Here is a 20,763-nt window from a genome sequence, read left to right as displayed (position 1 = left end):
GCACCTAGCTCTAGTTAAATACAGGATTTACCATTACCTCATCACCACTGCTCTCTAATTCATCATTATATATAGTCAACTCTACAGGTTGACACTGCTGAATAGATACCTGAATACCTTGAGCCCCTTCACCTTCTAAATCTTCTATGTAACCTGTTTCAGCAGCTTTAGCTTCTTCACTTGTCATAAAAGGGCCAAAATAATAAGTGCAACGAGGATTTACAGTAAAAATTTTAACCCACCAAGATATTCCGGAGAAGTTCAGAAAATTGACCAATTTTTCTTTCATGTTATTTAAGAATCTGAGTATTAGTAGTTGATTATTGAATGTACTGATTTTAATTTCTGATAATGCCTATAACTTCTGAATCTAGAAGTTATAAACTAACTATCTAAGGAAAGTTTAATCCATAACTAAACTAAACTGTGCAAATTATAGTGAGTTTTGATGATAGTGAAAAGGGCTAGTTTCAGGATCTATCATTAATTCACTCCTAGAAGAGATTTTGAGGTATTTGCTTTGATTAGATGACGATCAATTAGTTGGTGAGTCACAATTGAAGCAGGAGTCAGAATAGAGCAATTCTGGAGAAATAAATCTTGAGTCTGGGAATTCAACTCCAATCAATTGTAGATACCGTAGGTAAAAATGGAGATGTTTTACTCCATAAAGCTTTCACCCAGGAGTCAAGTATAAATTCCCCAAATTACTCCTGACTTCCAACCGTTTCGCTGCGCGTTATATCTCGCGGAGCGTCTCAGTCAAGATAAGGGTGTTAATGAAGTTGTGCGCGGAACTTTATTCTGGGGGTTTAAACGCGCCATCTAACCGTTAATCAAATCGCAATTTAACAGTAGTTCTCTTGCGACATTTCCAGAAAATTGCTCAACCCATTTTTAGCTATATTATTAATCTATACTTTAGTTATACTACTCAACTTCTGTTTTTTCAATCATATAACACTTTTTATCTAAGTGAAAGTAGATTATAAGTTCTTAGATTATCTCTATTCTGTAGTCTTTAGACTTCTTGAATGTTACCTAAAATTACAAATTTTGTATCTTCTTCTCATTGAGAAACGTTATATTTTTACTACATACGCAAATTTTTTGACCAGCGTTGGCGGTGGATTTCATAAATGGCCATACCCGTTGCTACTGATACATTTAAACTAGGCGTACTTCCCGACATTGGTATAGAAACTAAGACGTCACAGTTTTTTTGAATTAGAAGACTTAAACCCTCTGCTTCACTACCAACTACTAAAACAATAGCTCCAGTAAATTTTACTGTATGAATCAGTTCTCCATCATTTGCTACAGTACCGTATATCCAGAAGCCCTCTTTCTTCAATTCTTCCAAAGCATTGCTAAGATTAACAACTCTAGCTACAGGAAAATTTTCTAAGGCTCCTGCTGCAACTTTTGTTACAGTCGAAGTTATTCCCACTGCTCGTCTTTGTGGAATAACTAGACCTTGTATTCCGAGAGCTTCACCAGTGCGAATAATAGCTCCTAAGTTATGGGGATCATTGATACCATCAGCTACCAGCAATACAGGTTGATCGGTTTTAGATTTTGCTTGAGAAATTAATTCGTGAAGTTCTTTATACTCGTAAGGAGATATTTGAGCTGCTATACCCTGATGATTTTTTCTATGGGTAATTTGATCTAGGCGTCGATCGTCTACTTCATCTATGATTGTACCTTTTGTTTTAGCCTCATTAAGCAATATATGAAACCGGGGATCGTATCGCAGTGGAGAAATAATCCAGATACGGTTTAAATATCGCTCACTTTGGAGGGCAGCTTGTACAGTATGTCTGCCATAGATTAGATCATCATCTTCCTCGTTGGTATTTGCTGAAGTATCATTTTTTGGGCGCCTATCGTTTAGTTTAATTTGTTTCTTTTTCTGGGGTTTTTCTTGAGGATTTAATTTAATTTTTTTTGTAGACATAACTTATAAATAATATTTCTTAACTACTCTAATTATTCCTTCACAGTGAATTTTTTAATGGTTAGCTAATACCTGAAGGCTATTTCACTGCGCGACATGAATAGGCAGCATTCCGGAGGAAATCCTTACTAATTTTAAAATATTTTGACTATAAAATTAGCAGCCAATTTTTAGTATTTTTACAGAACTTTCCCTTGCCCGTGAGGTACAACCATTGCCGGCAAGATCCCCGCACTATAATATTTTAATCATTGACCAAATACATCATTTCTCCAAAATTTGCTGTAATTAACAACACACTTTCCTGTAAAATAGAGAATCATTTATACTCTAATATTTCACATATTATATAAAATTAGATTATAGGGTAATCTTCAAGAATTGAGAATTGAGAATTACCTCTTCTTATAAAAAAGAGGATTGGCTCAAAGGATTTTTTTTCTTCTCTTGGTTGATTGGATATGGCGTTTCGGCGCTTGAGCCGACATGAAAAGCGGAGCGGCTCTGTAAGAGTGGGAGACCTCGCCATCCCATCTTAACGGACTGCTCCGCAAACAACCGCTTTTTTATCCATGAATGGAGAGGCTTTATAACTTTATTTTTCGGTAAAATTACTTGCTTTTAATACAGATGTTGTATTGAATATAAATTATATAATTTAATAGTTCAAATCTTTTCTTTCTCTTGACTTCTGACTCTTGACTACTTGGTGATACGATAACTAATTACCCAAATTTTATGTTATATATTACAGATACAATACAATCAAAAATTTCAGCCAGAAAAGTAATTATTTCTATTGCCTGACCCTATAAAAATATTAATCTAATATTAATCTAATTCTATGTAACCTAGTAATTGATTTAACCTTTGGGGATCGGTCAAATATAAGTATCCAATTAAAGTCTCTAAACTGGTAGCCTGTTGATAAATCTCTGGATCTAATCTTTTTGGTTTCCTAAAAGCAGCATTACGTCCTCGTTTCAGAATATCTAACTCTGCACTCGTGAGGTGTGGTTTCAAATTATGTAAATGATCGGCTTGAGTTTCTGCCCTAACTTGGGCCACAACTAATTGATGATAATAACGCGATCGCTTTGGTGGTATCAAGTAATAATTCCGAATATACAGTTCGTAAACTGCATCTCCCAAATATGCCCAAGCTGAAGGCGAAATTTTTTGAACTTCTGCTTGTGTTAGGGTAAGAGGGTTTAACTGCTGCAAACTGATTATTCTCCTTGTCAGGCTAGCCTTTATACTTGATAAAACATTGCTTCAGCTTTTTTGATCCCCATGCAGATAATTAATTAATGTCTTAACTTAAGTTATGATATAACTTTTCTTTCGTTACTCCTCATCTGAAACAAATGGTAGTTTGGACACTCCTTATTTTCTTATGTGGTTTCTGACAACTATGGCTAATCTAGTTACAAATTTTCGACTCTGAGAAACTTATGAATACTTGGACAAAAATTTGTTTGATTTTCTATTCATACCATGACTTAACAATGATCAATTAATTTCGCTTCAATGATTCTACTTCCCAGCAATTAGTATAAGTCAAGCTATAAAAGTTATCGATTTTAGTAGATATCAAGAGGAGTATAATCAAGGAACTACTGTTATACCTGAAAGGTCATTTCAGTTATTGGCACCGATCTATGGAGTCCTAGGGTACAAAAATCCGAAATTTCGTTTTTGATGTCCTTTAAAGGGGATACTTGAGACCTTACTGATTGGTCAACAGTAAAATAGTCAATAGGCTTGAGCTACTCCCGTCCAGAGTTTTGCTGGTTGACGGGAGGTCACATCTATCTAGATTAGATAATCGGTCTTTGCCTAGCTTAGTCAAGATGTCTTGACATTCTCTATCGCTTCATCTAACGAAGCTCGTAAAGACAAAAACTTCTCTAAACGAACCAACTTAACAGTTTGAGTCACACGGGCATTGGAAACTATCTGCAAAGTACCTTCATATTGTTGGGTATGCTTTACTAATTGTACAAGTGCTCCTAAACCAGAACTATCAACAAAGTCTATCTTGGACAAGTCCAAAATAATATTTTTTGGTCCTTGATCGATTTTTGTCTTCAGCGTTTTGCTAAAAGCACCTTCTGAGAAGGCATCTAATAACCCTGTTAGGCGGAATAGTTGGTAGTTGTTATCCCTGACTTCGTGAGAGCCTCTGAGGCTCACAGTCAGGTTTAATTGCTTAGGCTCAGGAATAACACCCTCCTAGCTTGATTTTGCATAATTAAAATAAATATTCTACTCCCTGAAGTAAAGTTTGTCTACCACAAGATGACTTATTTAAACAGACAAATGCCTGAATTGAGATGATGACAATTTTGATCATAGTCAAGATTGACGCATACAACCCGGTTTGAATTGGCGGGCAGTTAAACGTAATAAGCATATCAATTCTAGGCTTTAGCTTTGCGAGCATCTCGCATTGTTTGAACAAAACGTTCAAACAAGTAATCCGCATCATGAGGGCCGGGACTTGCTTCAGGATGGTACTGCACGGAGAACAAAGGTAAAGATTTATGTCGTAAACCAGCAACAGTTCGGTCATTCAAGTTGAGATGGGTAATTTCCACCTCAGGTATTAAAGAATCTGCATCAATCGCAAATCCATGATTTTGACTCGTAATCTCCACTTGTTGCTGCAAACCCGCAGGTTGATTAAGACCGCGATGACCAAATTTTAGTTTAAAAGTATCTGCTCCCAAGGCTAGACCGAGAACTTGATGTCCCATACAAATGCCAAATACAGGCTTAGATGATTTTAGCAACTCCTTAGTAGTTTCAATACCTTCTGTCACAGCAGATGGGTCTCCTGGACCATTAGAAAGAAAGATACCATCAGGGTTATAATTAAGAATTTCTGCTGGTGGTGTACTAGCAGGAACAACCACAACTCGACAACCATAACTGGCTAAACGTCGCAAAATATTTCTTTTCACCCCAAAGTCAATGGCCACAACCGTAAATTGTTCTCCACTATCACCAGAAACAGAAGGGTTAAACTCCCAATCTAGATTAGTTGCTTCAGACCATTGATAAACTTCTTTTGTTGTTACTTCCCGAACTAAATTTAATCCAGCCATGCTAGGAGCAGACTGAACTTTTTGTAATAATTCACTTGGATCGAGAATTTCTGTAGAAATTGCCCCATTCATTGCCCCCACAGTCCTAATTTTTCGAGTCAAAGCACGGGTATCTATACCATAAATTCCTGGTATTTTATGTTCTATAAGATATTCTGATAAAGATTGAGTAGAGCGCCAGTTACTAGGACGTGGACAAATATTACGAGCGATCGCACCTTTAATTTGTGGTTTATTGGACTCTTCGTCTTCAGAATTTACTCCTGTATTTCCTAATTCTGGGTAAGTAAAAGTAACAATTTGCCCACGATAACTTGGGTCCGTGAGAACTTCTTGATAACCAGTCATTCCTGTGTTAAATACCACTTCTCCGATGGTAGTTCCTGGAGCGCCAAAAGATAAGCCACTGTAAGAAGTTCCATCTGCTAGTACCAACAGAGCTGGTTGAGGTGAGATTGACATTTTAATTCCTCTCAATTAATTAGTATTTAATTTAACTAGCTATCAGCTTTCAGCTTTCAGCTTTCAGCTTTTACTATTTCCGTACCGGAATGCCCCGCAAACAGTTTTTTTAGCTTGGGTTAAAATCTCCTGCAACTATTGCGCCGGAAGGTTTAGAAGGGATTGAAATTCCATTCTAAAGGTACAAAAATGATTCTGCTGAGTGCTGACTGCTTCTTTAAAGATTAGGTCAGAATATTTACTTAGGTTATTGAGAATATATTAGGTTTACGAAAAATGTAGTAGTCACAAGTACAGATTACATTCATCAATTAAATAAGATAAAATTAGCTTTAAGTTTAAAACTTAACAATAAACAAATAATTGAAATTCTTAAAAAGTAATTATGATGGAAAATTCTTCACTATATAATTCTACTGACAGAAATCAGGTTAAGCACAAACAAGAGGTGAAAACCATCTTTTGGCAAATACCGTCAATATTAGTGACTACATTAATTTGTACCGCAGCGATCGCCCAAGAATATCCAGGATGCTTTATGCTTGATGAAGCAGGAAATAGGAAGGACTTAACAATATCAGTTTGTCGCCTGTTTCCAGAAGAATTACCAGAACAAGTATCAACTTCGAGTACAGCAGCAGGGATATATCAAATACCAATTAAAAGTCGTCGCGGTGGTAGTCCTGTAATTGATGTGACTTTTAATGGTAATCAAACCTATGAAATGGTATTAGATACTGGTGCTAGTTCTACTTTAATTACTCAAGAAATGGCAAAAGCTCTCAAAGTTATACCCTTTGACACAAGGAATTTTACTTTAGCTGATGGCAAAGATGTAGAACTAGGAGTTGCCGTAGTTACTTCTGTTTCTGCGGGTGGTCTAACAATTAACCAGTTTAACGTTGCGATCGCTCCAGAAAATAAAGAATTAGGACTACTGGGGCAAAATTTTTTTGGTGAGTATGATATGACAATTAAGGCAGATGTAGTAGAGTTGCGGATACGTTCTAGTAGTTAATTATATCATGTCTGGTAACATCGTTACTTATTGTAAGGGTAAGAAAGAAAGTTTTAGTTATCTAGGAGAGAAGGGTTAAAAGCACGAAAAAACTTAAATTTTCTATAGATATTAACCCTTAGGTTTACACAAACGATAGCAGCAGACATGATATTATAAATAATAAAGTTCTATAGCTAAAAACCTTAAATTACCTAGTGCAGGATGGCGGAAATAACTGACTGCTGACAAAATTCCAAAAGCATTACCAATAAATACTGTTTGATTTTTAACTGTTTTGAGTGGGTTTTACATTATGTTTGCAGAGCGTTTCCGCAACAAATGGAGACCTCATAATTACCCATTCAATGCATGAATGGACGAATTCCACATAAGGGTACTATAAGTTAGGTTGATGAAGAAAACCCAACATCTTGATTAGACTAGCTCACTTTTAGTGATCAACGTAAAAATTATTGATTTAAGAATTTAACTAATTGCTCTAACTTCAACCAAGCTGCTCCACTTTGGAGAATGTCTTTAGCTTTGGCAATACCTTCTGCATGAGCTTCTAGTGGCACAACACTTGCTACTTGTAGTGCTAGAGAACTATTCAAAGCGACTACATCTGTTTGTGCAGAGGTTCCTTTACCCTGAAGAACATTCTTGAGAATTTCAGCATTTTTCTCTACCTCTCCACCTTGTAAAGCAGTTATTGGGGCAGAATCTAAGTCTAAATCTTGGGGGTTAACTGTTGTCATTTTTACCTCACCATGAGATAAAATAGCTATATCTGTAATATCGCCTAAACCAGCTTCATCAAGTTTTTCTCTACCGTGCAAAGCGATCGCAGATTTTACTCCTAATATTCCTAAAGCTTGAGCAACAGTTTCTACTAAAGTAGAATTATAAACTCCTATAACTTGACTTTGAGGGCGTAAAGGGTTAACTAAAGGACCTAAAAGATTAAACACAGTTCGTACCTTTAAAGTACGACGTAGAGGAACTACAGATTTCATTGCTGGATGCCAACCTGGTGCAAATAGAAAAGTAACTCCTACCTCAGATAAAGCAGATATTACTTGTTCAGTGGGGGCACTCAAACGTATTCCTAATGCTTCTAAGACATCAGCAGAACCCACTTTACCAGAAGCAGAACGGTTGCCATGTTTAGCTACTGGCACTCCCGCAGCAGCAACAACAAAAGCAACAGCAGTGGAAATATTGAATGTGGAAGCTCCATCTCCACCAGTACCGCAGGTATCAATGATTGGGTATTGGAAGTTGGTGATAGGAATATTATTATCACTATATTCCTTTGTCAGAGATAAAGATTGTAATACTTTTGCCATACCAGCTAATTCCTCAGCAGATACACCTTTAGCTTGTAAGGCAGCTAAAATTGCTCCTGATAGAACAGGCGGAATTTCCTCTTGTAGCCATCCTTGCATTAAATTTGAGGCTTGAGAGGAAGATAAAGATTGGGCATCAAGTAACTGCTGTAATAAACTAGGCCATTCATTCATATTAGTGTAGCTTGCTGGTTATAGAAGTATTTATGGGTGCAATTAAATATTACAGGACTTAGGCACAAGAAAGGCAAAAATTTAGTATTGAGATTACTTTCCTAACGAACTACTCTCCCAACCATATTCTTCGTTATGAGATAAATACTTTGTTTGGGGTAAGTCAAGTCCTAATATTAGTTACAAATTTTTCTTGACATTCAATAGTATAATTTACAATTAATTTATGATTGAATCTAAAATATAATCAAACGTTAAAAGTCAAAATAGCCGATAATACATACAATGTTCTCAGGAGTAGTTTTATTGCTAGGAAACTATTAAAATTCTGAGTTCCAAGATAAAATATATGCCAAAATATATAATTATGAAAAGGGTATCATAATTCAAGAATCAACTTATTTGATAAATACAACTGTCTGGGGGTAGTCAAATACATTGTGTAAAGAGAAAGTAAAATTCTTAACAGTTAGACAAGGGAGGAGGCATTAGAGCAAATGGGAGCTAAACATCACAGTCTCTTGGGGAATGCAGTGGTAGGAATTTACCAAACAAAACTTGAAGGATGTTATATTAGCGCTAATGATACCCTAGCCCACATCTATGGTTATGAATATTCTACAGAAATAATTGCTGCATTGCCAGATATTAAACATCAACTTTATATATATCCTCACCGATATGATCAATTTGTTGATACTTTACGAGAAAAAGGAGAAGTTTCCCAATTTGAATCTCAGATTTATCGCAGAGATGGCACAATAATTTGGATTTCTGAAAATGCCTGGGTAGTCTATGATGAACAGGGAGATTTTTTATATTATGAAGGAATCGTTGAAGATATTACACCTCGTAAACAAGTAGAAGCAGCTTTGCGAGAAAGAGAGGAAAGACAAAAATTATTGATTGAAAGTCTTCAAGATTACGCTTTATATATATTAGATTCAGATGGATATGTAGTAAGTTGGAACTCTGAAGCTGAAAAAATTTATCAACATCAAGCAGAAGAAATTATTGGCAAACATTTCTCTGTTTTTTATACTCAAAAAGATATTGATAATAACCTACCATATCAGGAATTACAAATAGCTATAAATGAGGGTAAATGTGTAAGAGAAAAAATCTGTTTGAGGCAAGATAAAAGATTATTCTTGGCTAATGTAATTACTACAGTTATGTATGATAAGAACAAACAATTAAAAGGTTTTTCTCAAATTACAAGAGATATCAGCGATACTCAAAAGACTGTAGCTATTGCAAAAAGAGAAACTCCCCAGGTACAAGCTTATAATCAAAGATTTGATGATTTAGATGAATATACTAAAGATGGGATAATACTAATAGATAAACAAGGTATTTTTGATTGTAATCAGGCTGCCTTAGAATTATTCGGATGTAGTAAAAAATCAGAATTTTGTGGTAAAAAACTGTGGGAATTTAGCCCTATAAAACAGTGTCAAGGGGAAGATTCAATTCTTCTATTGCAAAAATATTTACAAACAGCACTGCAGTCAAGTATAAGTCATTTTAACTGGCGCTATAAACGTTTATCTGGTTCTGAATTTATAGCAGAAGTGATAATAATTCCAGTAAAATTTGATGGTAGAAGTGGATGGGAAGTGGTAGTTTCTAATATTACTAGTAAAGTCTTAAAAGAAGAGGCATTAAAACTCGCAAATGAAGAGTTAGGAAATAAGGTCGAGAAACGAGCAATTAAATTGCAGGAAACTATTGATAAATTAGAGAGAGAAATTGCAGAACGTCATCAGACAGAAGCAAGATTACGCTTGTCGGAGGAAAAGTTCTCAAAAGCATTTAGTTCTAGTCCAGACCCGATGATTATTACTACTTTTGAAGATGATAGATTGATAGAAGTAAATGACAGTTTTTTGAAGATAATGGGTTATTGCCGTGAAGAATTGATTGGTTACACGCTAGAAGAATTAGGTATATGGGTAAATATAGAAGAAATAATTGATTTTAGACAAAATTTGCGAAAGCAAGTAGTTTTGCAAAATCAGGAATATGAATTTAGAGTAAAATCTGGCGAGACTAGAATTTGCTTGTTATCTGTAGAGATTATTAATATTGGTAATGAAATTTGTTGTTTGGCAGTTATTAAAGATATTACTGATAGTAAAAATTCAGAAAAAGCTTTATGGGAAAGTCAAAGAAAATTAGCAACTTTAATGAGTAATTTACCTGGTATGGCTTATCGTTTTCGCAACGATATAAATCGAAGTGCGGAATTTGTAAGTGAAGGTTGCTATTCATTAACTGGTTATCAAGCAAAAGATTTTATAGGTTCAAATCAAGTATTTTTATCACAATTAATTCATCCAGAAGATCGACAACGTTTATGGAATGCTATAGAGTTTGCTGTTCAGGAAAATAGACATTATCAGGTAGTCTATCGAATTACTACTAAGACTGGAAAAATTAAATGGGTTTGGGAACAGGGAATAGGAGTGTTTTCTGAGTCAGGAAAATTAATTGCTTTAGAAGGTTTTATTACAGATATTACTGATACTAAAAATGCTGAAGCTTCACTGAAACAATCTCAGGCTGAGTTGAGGCAACAAAAGCAACAATTAGAAACTGCTTTGCAAGAACTTAACCAAGTAGAGACTACTCTCACTAATACTGAAAAAATGTCTAGTTTAGGTCAGTTAGTAGCAGGTATTGCTCACGAAATTAATAATCCTGTAACTTCTGTTTATGGAAATATTCTGCATTTGAATCATTATGTTCGAGATATGATGAATTTGCTAAATATTTATCAAGAATATTCTCCAAGTTTACCAGAACAGATAGAAGAACAAATAGAGGATATAGATTTAGATTTTATGATGGAGGATTTGCCTAAGGTAATATCAGCAATGCAAATAGGTGCAGAAAGAATTCGTGAAATTGTCCGTTCTCTGCGTAGTTTTTCTCGCAAAGATGATGCTCAGAAAACTCTGATGAATATTCACGATGGGATTGATGGTACTTTGGTAATTCTAAAAAATCGTCTCAAAGGCCGTGGAAAAAAACCAGAAATTAAGGTTTATAAGGAGTATGGAGAATTGCCTTTAGTAGAATGTTATGTGGGTATGATTAATCAGGTATTTATGAATTTAATTGGCAATGGAATTGATGCTTTGGAAGAGTCAATAGTTAGGGAGAATTGGGATGGAAAGGTTCCGACTATTTGGATTAGAACTACAGCTATATCAAAACAAGTTCAAATTAGAATTATAGATAATGGTTTGGGGATGAATGAGGAGGTTAAGGAGCGTTTATTTGAGAAATTTTTTACGACTAAAGCAGTTGATAAAGGTACTGGTTTGGGTTTATCTATTAGTTATAAAATTATTGTGGAAAAACATGGTGGAAGGTTGGAATGTATTTCTGCTCCTGGGAAGGGTGCAGAGTTTATAATTGAAATTCCGATTGAGCAACCTTTATGAAGTCAGAAGTTTGAAGTCAGAAGTCAGAAGTTTTTATGAAGTTATACTAAAGTTTGAAGTTTTGATGCAGTTAGAACTCAGAAATATTTATGAAGTTATGCTGAAGTCTGAAGTTTATTGCTTGAGCTTTTTAATCGTAGCAACTAATATTCTAATAATTTATTCGGTTTCTTGCATTAGGCATTTGACCTTTTCTAATGATACTATTTCAGCTTCTATTATAACTTCTAGCCAATATTATGAAGTCAGAAGTTTGAAGTCAGAAGTCAGAAGTATTTATGAAGTTATATATAAGTTCTTGACCTTAATAATTGATTTGCTCAGGTTATACTTACATTAGATTTTCTTTCTAACCGCAAACTTTTTTGTTCTTTCCTCAAGTTATTTTATAGCCTTAAAACTTCTAACTTTATAGTAATTTTTTTCCTAAATTATATCTGAATTTACCAAAAAATGAGGTCTAAAGCCTCCCCTTTTAAGGGGATGAAAAAAATATTTAATTCAGTATTTCAAGCTTCCGACTGAAGTCGGAGGTTCACTGATAACTGATAACTGGAATGATCTACTTCAAAAACCTTAAACTTACAACTGCATTAAACCTGCTTTCTAAATACCAAAATATATGTTGGATTTGGGTTGAATAAAAAGTCATGCGTATGGCCGAAGAAATCGTAATGATTGAACTATACCATAAGATTTTTGCTGATGCAAGGGGTAAATCTTTTCAGCGCCGTTTTTTTTGGAGCTTTAGAGAATGAAACCTCTCCCCCAACCCCTCTCCTACGAGGAGAGGGGAGAAATTCTTACTCCCCCTTCCCTTGCAGGGAAGGGGGTTGGGGGGTTAGGTCAATTTCAGTTATCAGTTATCAGTAAAAATATTTAGGACTAGACTCTTCATCGGTGTATCCGTGGCAAAATCTGTGTCTTGCCCTGTCTTGCCACTCTGTAAAAAAAAATTTCGATCCGCTTTAGCGGAACTAGAAAAAGGAAAAACAAAAAAAGAATAAAGGGGAAAAGAGGAAAAGAATAAAGGGGAAGAGTGCTAGGAACCAAAACCAGAAACGACCACACCAGACGAGACGACACGAAAACCCACAAGATTGTCGAGGCTGCCCGCATCGTAGTAGTTACGCCCGGCGCAACGGCAATTCCAAGAATTGAAGAGCCAGCTACCGCCACGGAGCAGTCTAAACTTAGTATTTCCTCCAGTTTCCCAAGCACTTCCATCTGTAGGGGCACCTTCATAATTATCATGCCAAACATCCTGACACCATTCCCAGACATTGCCGTGCATATCGTACAAACCAAAACTATTGGGTGGAAAAATTCCCACATCTGTTGTTTGTTCACGATATTTTCCTTTCGGTGCATCAGCATAAGGATAATTGCCATTATAGTTAACTAACTCAGACGTTATAGTTTCACCAAAATAAAAAGGTGTTGAAGTTCTAGCTCGACAAGCATATTCCCACTGACTCTCGCTCGGTAAACTATATTTTTTACCTGTTATATCTGAGAGTTTCTGACAAAACTCTGTCGCGTCGTTCCAATTTACTCTTTCTACAGGACGGTTTGCACCTTTAAACCTAGAAGGATTATTTCCCATAACTGCTTGCCATTGTGCTTGAGTGACTGGATACTTTCCCATGAAAAATTCTGGCACATCTACATAATGTTGCGGACTTTCATTATCCTGTCTTTCTGCTTCTGTCTCTGGAGACCCCATCAGAAATCTACCTGCAGGAATTTTTACCATTTCTAGGAAGACTCCATTGCCAAGATTTTCCGTCATTACTTCTGCTTGATGTTGACGGCGACTTATTATTTCTCCTCTGCTATTAACTGTGACGGTAGTAAATTTCTGAATGGGAAATTTTGGTCGTGGTGGAGGGGGAGGTGCTGGAGTTACTTCGGGAGTAGAAATATTTTCTCGAGGTGTTTCTGGTATTGGTTGGGAAGCAGAAATATTTTCTCGAGGTGTTTCTGGTATTGGTTGGGAAGTAGGAATATTTGGTCGGGAAGTAGAAATATTTTCTGGAGATGGTTTATTCCCAAAACCTCTACTTAATATTGCTGCGATAAACCCACTTCCTGCCAAACCTCCTAATATCAATATTTGTCTTCTGCTTTTATTAGGTGGGGGTGGAGGGTTTACTACTACTGTTTTTGTTTGACTAACTTTTGGTGCTGGTTTTGGTTGTGGTGTGGGTGGTGAAGTTGTCAAACCTAATTCTTCTAAGACTGCCGTAGCATTTTCATAACGCAGTGGAAAATATTCATGTACCATCCTATCTAATATATTTGCCAGACGGTTACTTACTTGTGCTTCATTTCGCCAGATAACATTTCCTGTCTTAGAATCTTTTTGTAAGTTGTAGGGATCTTTTCCTGTCAGTGCTTTTATTCCTACCATTCCTACTGCATAGATATCGCTACTCAGTTTTGGTTGACCGTTACTTTGTTCGCTTGGCATATATCCTGGTGTTCCGACTGCTACAGTAAAAGTAGTCGTTCCTTTTTGGTAAGTAGTCAATACACTTATTTCTTTTACCGCCCCAAAGTCTATCAATACTATTTTTTTATCGGACTTCCGACGCATCAAGTTTTGCGGTTTGATGTCTCGGTGAATTATATTATTTTGATGAGCTACTGCTAATGCTGATAATATTCCTTTGAGTAAGGCGATGGTATAAGACTCGCTTAATTTTTTCCCTGGGGTAAGTTCCTGACTAATATCTTGCCCTTCTATATATTCTTGTACTAGGTAAAATTCTCTTCCTTCCTGAAAGTGAGCAAATAATTTTGGTATTTGGTCTGAGTCTTTGCCTAATTTATATAAGGTTGCTGCTTCTCTCTCAAATAACTTTTGAGCAATAGTCAAAACTCCTGGATCTGGAATCTTAGGTGACAGATGTTTAACTACACATTTGGGTTTGGGTTGAACTGGTAAGTCTAAGTCTTCAGCTAAGTAGGTATCTCCGAAACCTCCACTTCCGAGGGACTGAATAATTTTGTAGCGTTGTCTCAGGATTTTTCCAGACTGTATCATTTCAGTTATCAGTTATTAGACTTTCCTTTACCTGGGAAAATATGGTGTTTTTGGCAAAATCTAATTTGAGTATATATGAGCGCACCTTCTCCATTATGATTAGAATATCATGTCAAGTTTTTGTTTGTCAAGAAATCTACTAGACAGACACAGCTAAAATCTTGCAATAGTAGGGGCGGGTTTGAAATTAATGAATAATTAATAATGGATAATTAATAATGAAAGATTTCCGTATTCCTTTACTATCTGTCGGTTTTAACAAGAGGTAATTATTGATTATTAATTATTGAAGGCTCTGTTGCATAATTAGCGATAGAAAATCAATTCTGCAGCTATATCGCTCTCTTTGGCAATTATTGATGTTCTATTCATCTATTGTCCAATAGTTAGGGCTGGAAAATTAAAGCTCAAAGCCTTTACAGGCAAAAGTTTGAGCCTTTTCCAATATCAAAATTGATGTTCTATTCATCTATTGTTCAATAGTTAGAGTAGTTTCGGCACGTTATTGAATTGAGCTTTGAGCAATAAAATCAATATTCTTAGGGGCTAGAGCAAAACTACAAACAAAAGAATTTTTACTCAACCCAATAATTTAGGCGATCGCTTCTTTGATCAGAAATATCTTAATACTAATTTCTCTGACAAGGGCAATAAGCTGACTGTTGAATGTTTAAAGATAGTAATCCTAAGTGATTTGTAATAGTTAAGGTTGAGGAAAAACTTTGAAAATTCTGACTCCTGACTCCTGACTCCTGACTCCTAACTACCACAAAAATATTACAATTGAAATAGGATTGCTATATTCATCAAGTTCCTAACATTTGCAATTTATATAAACCAGCATAAAGACCATCTTTTTGTAATAATTCCTGATGAGTACCTGACTCAATTAACTCTCCTCTTTTCAAGACAAATATCCGGTTAACATTTCTAATAGTCGAAAGTCGATGAGCAATAATAATAGCTGTTCGTTCTGCTAAAAGTCGTTCTAATGCTGATTGAATTAAAGCTTCTGTTCCGACATCTAAATTAGCAGTTGCTTCGTCAAGTACCAAAATTCTAGGATTACGAATAGCAGCGCGGGCAAATGCTAATAACTGTTTTTGACCTCCAGAAAGATTAGCACCTCGTTCTCGTAATTGAGTATTATATCCTTGGGGTAATTCTGAAATAAATTTATCTATATTTGTGCTTTTTGCTGAAGCTTGAATTTCCTTAAATGAATATTTTTCTCCTAAACTAATATTACTTTTTACATCTCCAGCAAATAAAAATCCATCTTGGAGAATCACACCAATATGTTTTCTTAATTCGGCTTGAGGTAAGTCTTTAATATTAATTCCATCCACTAAAATTCTACCTTTATTCACATCATATAAACGACAAAGTAAGCGAATGATAGAACTTTTTCCAGCACCAGTCGGTCCGACTAAAGCAATCTTTTCTCCTGGTTTAATAGTAAAGTTGAGATTTTTCAAAACATATTGATTTGGTTTATAGCCAAACCAGACATTTTCAAATCTAATTTCACCTATTTGGGAATTATTAACTTCAATAGTTGGTAACTTTTTAATTTCTCCTTCTGGATCGAGAATTTCAACTTCTTCATTGAGGAGATTAGAAATACGTTCAACAGCAGTTAATCCAGCTTGAATAGCTGTAAATTTTTCGGCAAATTGTCGTAAGGGATCGAATAAACGTTGAGCATATAAAATGAAGGAAGATAGAGTACCAAAGTCTATATTTCCTCCTAAAACAAATCGCCCTCCTAGGAATAAAACCGCAGCGATCGCGATTAAAGAAATCCATTCTAAAATACCAGAAATAGCCGAGTCATAAAAAATTGTTTTATCTAGTTCTTTGACATAGTTTTGATTATTAACTCTATATAACTCAGAGTTAAATTTTTCTCGCCGAAATAATTGCACTACTCCAATGCCAATTAAATTTTCTTGTAGTTGAGAATTTAAACCGGAAAGTTCATCTCTAGCTTTGTAATTAGCTTGCCGATATTGTTGTTGGAAATAGATAATAACTGCTGTTACTGGCAAAATCATTAATATTAGCATTAAAGCTAGTTGCCATTGCAAACTAAACATAGCAATAGCAATGATTAAAATCGAGAATAAATCGCTAACTATCCCAATAGCACCTGTAGAAAATACATCTCCTAAAGCTTCAACATCGCTGGTAAGACGAGTAATTAATTTTCCTACAGGGGTACTGTCAAAAAATCTGACTCCTAAAGAAAGAACGTGCTTGAATAAATCATTTCTAATATCAGCAGTAATTTGTTGTCCGAGTTTTTGTACTAAAAAGCCTTGTAGAGATTGAAATATGAGTCTGATAATAATAGTCAGCATTAATACAACTGCTAAAATATTCAATCCTTGAGATAATGACATTTGTTGGAGAAATAACCAAGTTTTTTCTCCTAAAATTCGAGAAATTGCTTGTCCGATTAATAATGGTTGAATTGCTCCTGAAATTGACAGTGGTAATAATAATATTAGTGAGGTAGCTACTAAAATTTTGTGACGGAGGCCGTAGTTTAGCAACCGTTGAATTAATTGCCAGTCTGTTTCACGATTATTAGTATTTTTTGGTGAGATGCTACTCATAACTCTTTTTAAGTTAAAATGATAAGTATCAGTATATGATGTTTTTTTAAGGTAGAATAATCAGCCAATTTTGCACAAGGAAGATAATTTAGATGCGTCGGTATAGTAGGGACATTCGATGAAACCTACTTACTGTAGTCTACCTAAATGAAAACTGCTTTATAGTAAATATCTATTCACAATCATTAAATTTATCAAATGCAGATTCTTTTAGTGGATGATGAACCAGAATTAACTTCTCCTTTGAGTCGTGCTTTGAACAGAGAAGGGTATAATGTTGATATTGCTGATAATGGAGAAATGGGTTGTCAGATGGCAATTCAAGGTAACTATGATTTGCTGATTTTAGATTGGATGTTACCCCAAAAAACAGGATTGGAGATTTGTCAAAATTTGCGATCGCGTCATGACTATACCCCAGTTTTATTTCTCACTGCTAAAGATACAGTAGATGAGCGTGTTACGGGATTAGATGCTGGTGCCGATGATTATTTAGTTAAACCTTTTGAGTTACGAGAGTTATTAGCGAGAGTTCGAGCTTTATTACGTCGTCCTCCTACTATTGAAACTGCTAAAACTCTGCAACATTTACAGGTAGGAGATTTAGAATTAGATATAGAAAATCAAGTTGCTTATCGTAGTGGGAAAATGATTAACTTATCAGAAAAAGAATGTAAGCTATTAGCGTATTTTATGAATTATCCCAGTCAACTTTTAACTCATCAACAAATTTATGAATATTTGTGGGGAGAAGGGGAGCAACCAAGTAGTAATGTCTTAGCAGCACAAGTACGTCTATTGCGCAGAAAGATAGAGGCAACTGGGGAGCCACCATTAATTCATAGTGTTTATCGCAAAGGTTATCGGTTTGGAGAACTATAGAATTTATAATTCAGGAGTAAAATTCGGAGCAGGGATTAAATTTGAGACGAATAAGAATCTCCTAAATAGTGCGTTACGACGGATTCGTAAATACTTTTCACAGCTTAAATTTTATCCGTCTAACGCACCCTCAAATAACGAACTACCTAACCACCTAACGCTACTAAGCGAAAAGTATTAAAGATCGCCACCTCGAAGTGCTAGTAACACAATTACTACCGGGCCAGCAATCACAACCATGGCCAGCATTGTTAACTGGGCAATAGTTTCAAAGTTAATATTGCTGAAAAAATCAGTTAAAAACCCCATATTTCCTCTAGATATTAATAAAATAGATACTGAACTGAAAAACCGTTTTTTATTCTATCAAGCGATCGCCTATCTAATTTAACAAACTTTACAAAACTCAATATTTTAGTTTGCTAGAATCAAAAGGCCAATGAATAATGAATAATTGATAATGAATAATTGATAATGAAAACTGTATTAAAGGAATTTGAGATATAATAAAAGTTTTGAGTTTTGAATTTTAATTTTTACTTAAAAAAGAATGGTTACTTGGTGTTGTGTAAAAAATTGTGGTGCTTGTTGTTACTTAGAACCAACAGAGCGCCCAGAATTAGAAGAATACTTATCCCCAGAAGAAGTAAAGCATTACATTAGTTTGATCGGGGCAGATGGATGGTGTATAAATTATGATCATTTGACCAAAGAATGTCGTATTTACCACGATAGACCAAGATTTTGTCGAGTCCAACCAGATACCTTTAAAGAAATGTACGGCATTGAACCAGAAGAACTAAATGAATTTGCTATTGACTGTTGTCAGGAACATATAGAGGATATGTACGGCGAGCATAGTCTAGAAATGCTTCGATTTAATCATGCAGTGGGGATTAATTCAGGCTTCCAAAGATAATTTACTGTTTCAGGTAAGTCATGCATCGAGTGCGTAATTCTGGGGAAACCTCAGAATTTAAGACGCACTCAAGACAGTCAAAACTTAAAAGTTAAGATTTTATAGAATTAAAACTTTGACGCTACAGTAATTTGTAGTGTAGCCTAACTTAATGAAATTGGTATTAAGGTATTAAATAGTTGACATTTAACTTAATTACCTGAAACAATAAATTCAGATTTCAAAAGTCTACATATATTTAGTAATTTATTATAGTTGCCAGTGAAATTTTTCCCAATTAGCGAAAATACCGATAAAACCCAAATAGATTTAGAACAAAAAAAACTTTCTCAGAGCTTACCTTTGCAAGTTAGCTCAGAAAAAGGTGAAATTTTAGCTCCCACTAATTCTCAATCAGAACAAGAAGAAACAAAGGTAAAAAAAACAGGAGGATGGGCAGTATTTGCTTCAACTTTTGTGACAATACTTTTAGCGGAAATTGGTGATAAAACTCAACTTACTACTTTGCTAATGACTGCCGAATCTCAATCTCCTTGGATAGTATTTGCAGGTGCAGGTAGCGCATTAGTAACTACAAGTTTATTGGGAGTATTGTTAGGGCAATGGTTAGCTAGTCACCTCTCTCCAAAAACTATAGAAAGGTCAGCAGGAATTATTTTATTACTCATATCTTTGACTTTAATTATAGAAGTTTTTTATGAAAATTTTGCTTAAGAATTTCCTGCGAAATGCTACGCAAACAGCTATTAGCAGTCAGCTATCAGCTTTTTAATAAATGAAGTAATCATTCTTTTAACTTCTACTAAATTTCAAACCAAAGATTTGTATTTGATTAAAATTTTTTTTCTTACTTATTACTTCTTGAATACTTGGCATGGGAGCAAGATGCTCCCACTGCGATGCCTCGCAACAAACATTAGCAGACAACTTCCAACCATGACAATGCACTATTACCTAGATATTTGATTAAAAATTTTATTCTTCCTTCTTCCTTCTTCCTTCTTAACTTCCTCCTTCTTACTTATTAAATAACTATGGATTGGCAACTTTTAGGTTTAAGTTTTATAGCAGTTTTCCTATCTGAATTAGGAGATAAAAGTCAGATAGCAGCCATCGCTCTGGGCGGGTCTTCAAAATTTCCCCAGGCGGTATTTTTAGGTACTGCATCTGCTCTATTATTAACGACTTTTTTAGGAGTTTTAGTAGGGCAAGGAATAGCAGAAATTTTACCGACAAATATAGTAAAAGTTACTGCTGCAATTGGATTTGCTTTTATGGGTCTTCGTCTTTTATTGTCTGGTGAAGAGGAAGCAGAAGAATCTGAAAATAGTTAAGGTTGAATCTGGCTTTAACTAATCTTTGAAATTTTATATTTGATGACTTTATGTCACAACCAAAACCTTGTAGGGGCGAATCGTGATTCGCGTCGTGATTCGCCCCTACTGTGGTTTACCCAAATGAAAATTGCTGTATAGCAATCCTAAAATTGGTTATAAAAATTTTTATAACAGTTAATATTAACGAAAAATCTTTAAAATTATGACTTCTGACTCCTGACTCCTAACTCCTAACTATCACCACAATATTAGAACTGAAATAGGATTGCTATATATTATACCATTTTGAAAAAAAATGTTACAAATAATAAGGACGATAAAAAGATTTTACCCAATTATTAATTATTAATAATTAATAATTAAATAATTCTGGTTTAAAGCCTCCCCTTGGATAGGGGAAAAAAAGAAATAATATTTCCTTATCTTCAATCAAGAACGGTTTTAACCA

At 35.0% G+C, this 20,763-nt stretch carries 15 protein-coding genes; 6 read left to right on the top strand and 9 right to left on the bottom strand.

Annotation, left to right across the window (positions count from 1 at the left end; translation table 11 throughout):
• Window positions 1-10 precede the first annotated feature (10 nt).
• The 5 genes from ACP6PL_RS24625 to carA all read right to left on the bottom strand — a co-directional run bounded on the left by ACP6PL_RS24625 (window position 11) and on the right by carA (window position 5,532).
• Window positions 11-289 carry a DUF1816 domain-containing protein gene (locus tag ACP6PL_RS24625; protein ID WP_426547963.1) on the bottom strand — a complete coding sequence of 93 codons (279 nt, stop codon included), beginning with the start codon at window positions 287-289 and terminating at the stop codon, window positions 11-13.
• Between the two features lie 804 nt (window positions 290-1,093).
• Window positions 1,094-1,960 carry a 23S rRNA (guanosine(2251)-2'-O)-methyltransferase RlmB gene (gene rlmB, locus ACP6PL_RS24620; RefSeq protein WP_426547962.1) on the bottom strand — a complete coding sequence of 289 codons (867 nt, stop codon included), beginning with the start codon at window positions 1,958-1,960 and terminating at the stop codon, window positions 1,094-1,096.
• Window positions 1,961-2,791: 831 nt separating this feature from the next.
• Window positions 2,792-3,184 carry a Mini-ribonuclease 3 gene (locus tag ACP6PL_RS24615; RefSeq protein WP_426547961.1) on the bottom strand — a complete coding sequence of 131 codons (393 nt, stop codon included), beginning with the start codon at window positions 3,182-3,184 and terminating at the stop codon, window positions 2,792-2,794.
• A 624-nt stretch (window positions 3,185-3,808) separates the two neighbouring features.
• Complete coding sequence (locus ACP6PL_RS24610) at window positions 3,809-4,162, bottom strand: STAS domain-containing protein (protein WP_426547971.1); 354 nt, start codon at window positions 4,160-4,162, stop codon at window positions 3,809-3,811.
• Between the two features lie 221 nt (window positions 4,163-4,383).
• Complete coding sequence (carA, locus tag ACP6PL_RS24605; RefSeq protein ID WP_426547960.1) at window positions 4,384-5,532, bottom strand: glutamine-hydrolyzing carbamoyl-phosphate synthase small subunit; 1,149 nt, start codon at window positions 5,530-5,532, stop codon at window positions 4,384-4,386.
• Between the two features lie 385 nt (window positions 5,533-5,917).
• On the opposite strand from carA, the gene ACP6PL_RS24600 reads away from it, so the two are divergent.
• A complete protein-coding gene (locus ACP6PL_RS24600) occupies window positions 5,918-6,550 on the top strand; it encodes a retropepsin-like aspartic protease family protein (RefSeq protein WP_426547959.1) in 633 nt (210 codons plus the stop codon).
• 452 nt (window positions 6,551-7,002) lie between these two features.
• Here ACP6PL_RS24600 and trpD read toward each other — a convergent pair whose 3' ends face one another.
• Window positions 7,003-8,055, bottom strand: coding sequence for an anthranilate phosphoribosyltransferase (gene trpD / locus ACP6PL_RS24595; protein WP_426547958.1), 1,053 nt, complete (start codon window positions 8,053-8,055; stop codon window positions 7,003-7,005).
• A 497-nt stretch (window positions 8,056-8,552) separates the two neighbouring features.
• On the opposite strand from trpD, the gene ACP6PL_RS24590 reads away from it, so the two are divergent.
• Window positions 8,553-11,507 carry a PAS domain S-box protein gene (locus ACP6PL_RS24590; RefSeq protein ID WP_426547957.1) on the top strand — a complete coding sequence of 985 codons (2,955 nt, stop codon included), beginning with the start codon at window positions 8,553-8,555 and terminating at the stop codon, window positions 11,505-11,507.
• Window positions 11,508-12,549: 1,042 nt separating this feature from the next.
• Here the strand turns inward: ACP6PL_RS24590 and ACP6PL_RS24585 are convergent.
• Window positions 12,550-14,553: a bifunctional serine/threonine-protein kinase/formylglycine-generating enzyme family protein gene (locus tag ACP6PL_RS24585; protein WP_426547970.1), complete on the bottom strand. Its 2,004-nt coding sequence runs from the start codon at window positions 14,551-14,553 to the stop codon at window positions 12,550-12,552.
• Window positions 14,554-15,362: 809 nt separating this feature from the next.
• Window positions 15,363-17,177, bottom strand: coding sequence for an ABC transporter ATP-binding protein (locus tag ACP6PL_RS24580; protein ID WP_426547956.1), 1,815 nt, complete (start codon window positions 17,175-17,177; stop codon window positions 15,363-15,365).
• Window positions 17,178-17,375: 198 nt separating this feature from the next.
• Here ACP6PL_RS24580 and rppA point away from each other — a divergent pair, with 198 nt between their 5' ends.
• On the top strand, window positions 17,376-18,059 hold the full coding sequence (gene rppA / locus ACP6PL_RS24575) for a two-component system response regulator RppA (protein ID WP_426547955.1): 684 nt from the start codon (window positions 17,376-17,378) through the stop codon (window positions 18,057-18,059).
• 177 nt (window positions 18,060-18,236) lie between these two features.
• Here rppA and psb30 read toward each other — a convergent pair whose 3' ends face one another.
• Window positions 18,237-18,368: a photosystem II reaction center protein Ycf12/Psb30 gene (gene psb30 / locus ACP6PL_RS24570; protein WP_293139813.1), complete on the bottom strand. Its 132-nt coding sequence runs from the start codon at window positions 18,366-18,368 to the stop codon at window positions 18,237-18,239.
• A gap of 241 nt (window positions 18,369-18,609) precedes the next feature.
• Between psb30 and ACP6PL_RS24565 the strand changes: the two genes are divergently transcribed.
• From ACP6PL_RS24565 to ACP6PL_RS24555, 3 genes are all read left to right on the top strand, one after another.
• Window positions 18,610-18,978, top strand: coding sequence for a YkgJ family cysteine cluster protein (locus ACP6PL_RS24565; protein ID WP_426547954.1), 369 nt, complete (start codon window positions 18,610-18,612; stop codon window positions 18,976-18,978).
• Between the two features lie 261 nt (window positions 18,979-19,239).
• On the top strand, window positions 19,240-19,692 hold the full coding sequence (locus ACP6PL_RS24560) for a TMEM165/GDT1 family protein (protein ID WP_426547953.1): 453 nt from the start codon (window positions 19,240-19,242) through the stop codon (window positions 19,690-19,692).
• 320 nt (window positions 19,693-20,012) lie between these two features.
• Window positions 20,013-20,312: a TMEM165/GDT1 family protein gene (locus tag ACP6PL_RS24555; RefSeq protein ID WP_426547952.1), complete on the top strand. Its 300-nt coding sequence runs from the start codon at window positions 20,013-20,015 to the stop codon at window positions 20,310-20,312.
• Window positions 20,313-20,763 lie beyond the last annotated feature (451 nt).

The sequence above is a fragment of the Dapis purpurea BLCC-M126 genome (assembly GCF_050015975.1).
GTDB lineage: Bacteria > Cyanobacteriota > Cyanobacteriia > Cyanobacteriales > Microcoleaceae > Trichodesmium.
The sequence above is the reverse complement of the archived record's forward strand: the minus strand, read 5'-3'. Positions and strand labels throughout refer to the sequence as shown.

What these genes read in the sequence shown, in the direction of transcription:
- ACP6PL_RS24625 (WP_426547963.1), bottom strand. Translation starts at nt 289, where the DNA reads ATGAAAGAAAAATTGGTCAATTTTCTGAACTTCTCCGGAATATCTTGG.
- rlmB (WP_426547962.1), bottom strand. Translation starts at nt 1,960, where the DNA reads ATGTCTACAAAAAAAATTAAATTAAATCCTCAAGAAAAACCCCAGAAA.
- carA (WP_426547960.1), bottom strand. Translation starts at nt 5,532, where the DNA reads ATGTCAATCTCACCTCAACCAGCTCTGTTGGTACTAGCAGATGGAACT.
- ACP6PL_RS24600 (WP_426547959.1), top strand. Translation starts at nt 5,918, where the DNA reads ATGATGGAAAATTCTTCACTATATAATTCTACTGACAGAAATCAGGTT.
- trpD (WP_426547958.1), bottom strand. Translation starts at nt 8,055, where the DNA reads ATGAATGAATGGCCTAGTTTATTACAGCAGTTACTTGATGCCCAATCT.
- ACP6PL_RS24590 (WP_426547957.1), top strand. Translation starts at nt 8,553, where the DNA reads ATGGGAGCTAAACATCACAGTCTCTTGGGGAATGCAGTGGTAGGAATT.
- ACP6PL_RS24580 (WP_426547956.1), bottom strand. Translation starts at nt 17,177, where the DNA reads ATGAGTAGCATCTCACCAAAAAATACTAATAATCGTGAAACAGACTGG.
- rppA (WP_426547955.1), top strand. Translation starts at nt 17,376, where the DNA reads ATGCAGATTCTTTTAGTGGATGATGAACCAGAATTAACTTCTCCTTTG.
- psb30 (WP_293139813.1), bottom strand. Translation starts at nt 18,368, where the DNA reads ATGGGGTTTTTAACTGATTTTTTCAGCAATATTAACTTTGAAACTATT.
- ACP6PL_RS24565 (WP_426547954.1), top strand. Translation starts at nt 18,610, where the DNA reads ATGGTTACTTGGTGTTGTGTAAAAAATTGTGGTGCTTGTTGTTACTTA.
- ACP6PL_RS24555 (WP_426547952.1), top strand. Translation starts at nt 20,013, where the DNA reads ATGGATTGGCAACTTTTAGGTTTAAGTTTTATAGCAGTTTTCCTATCT.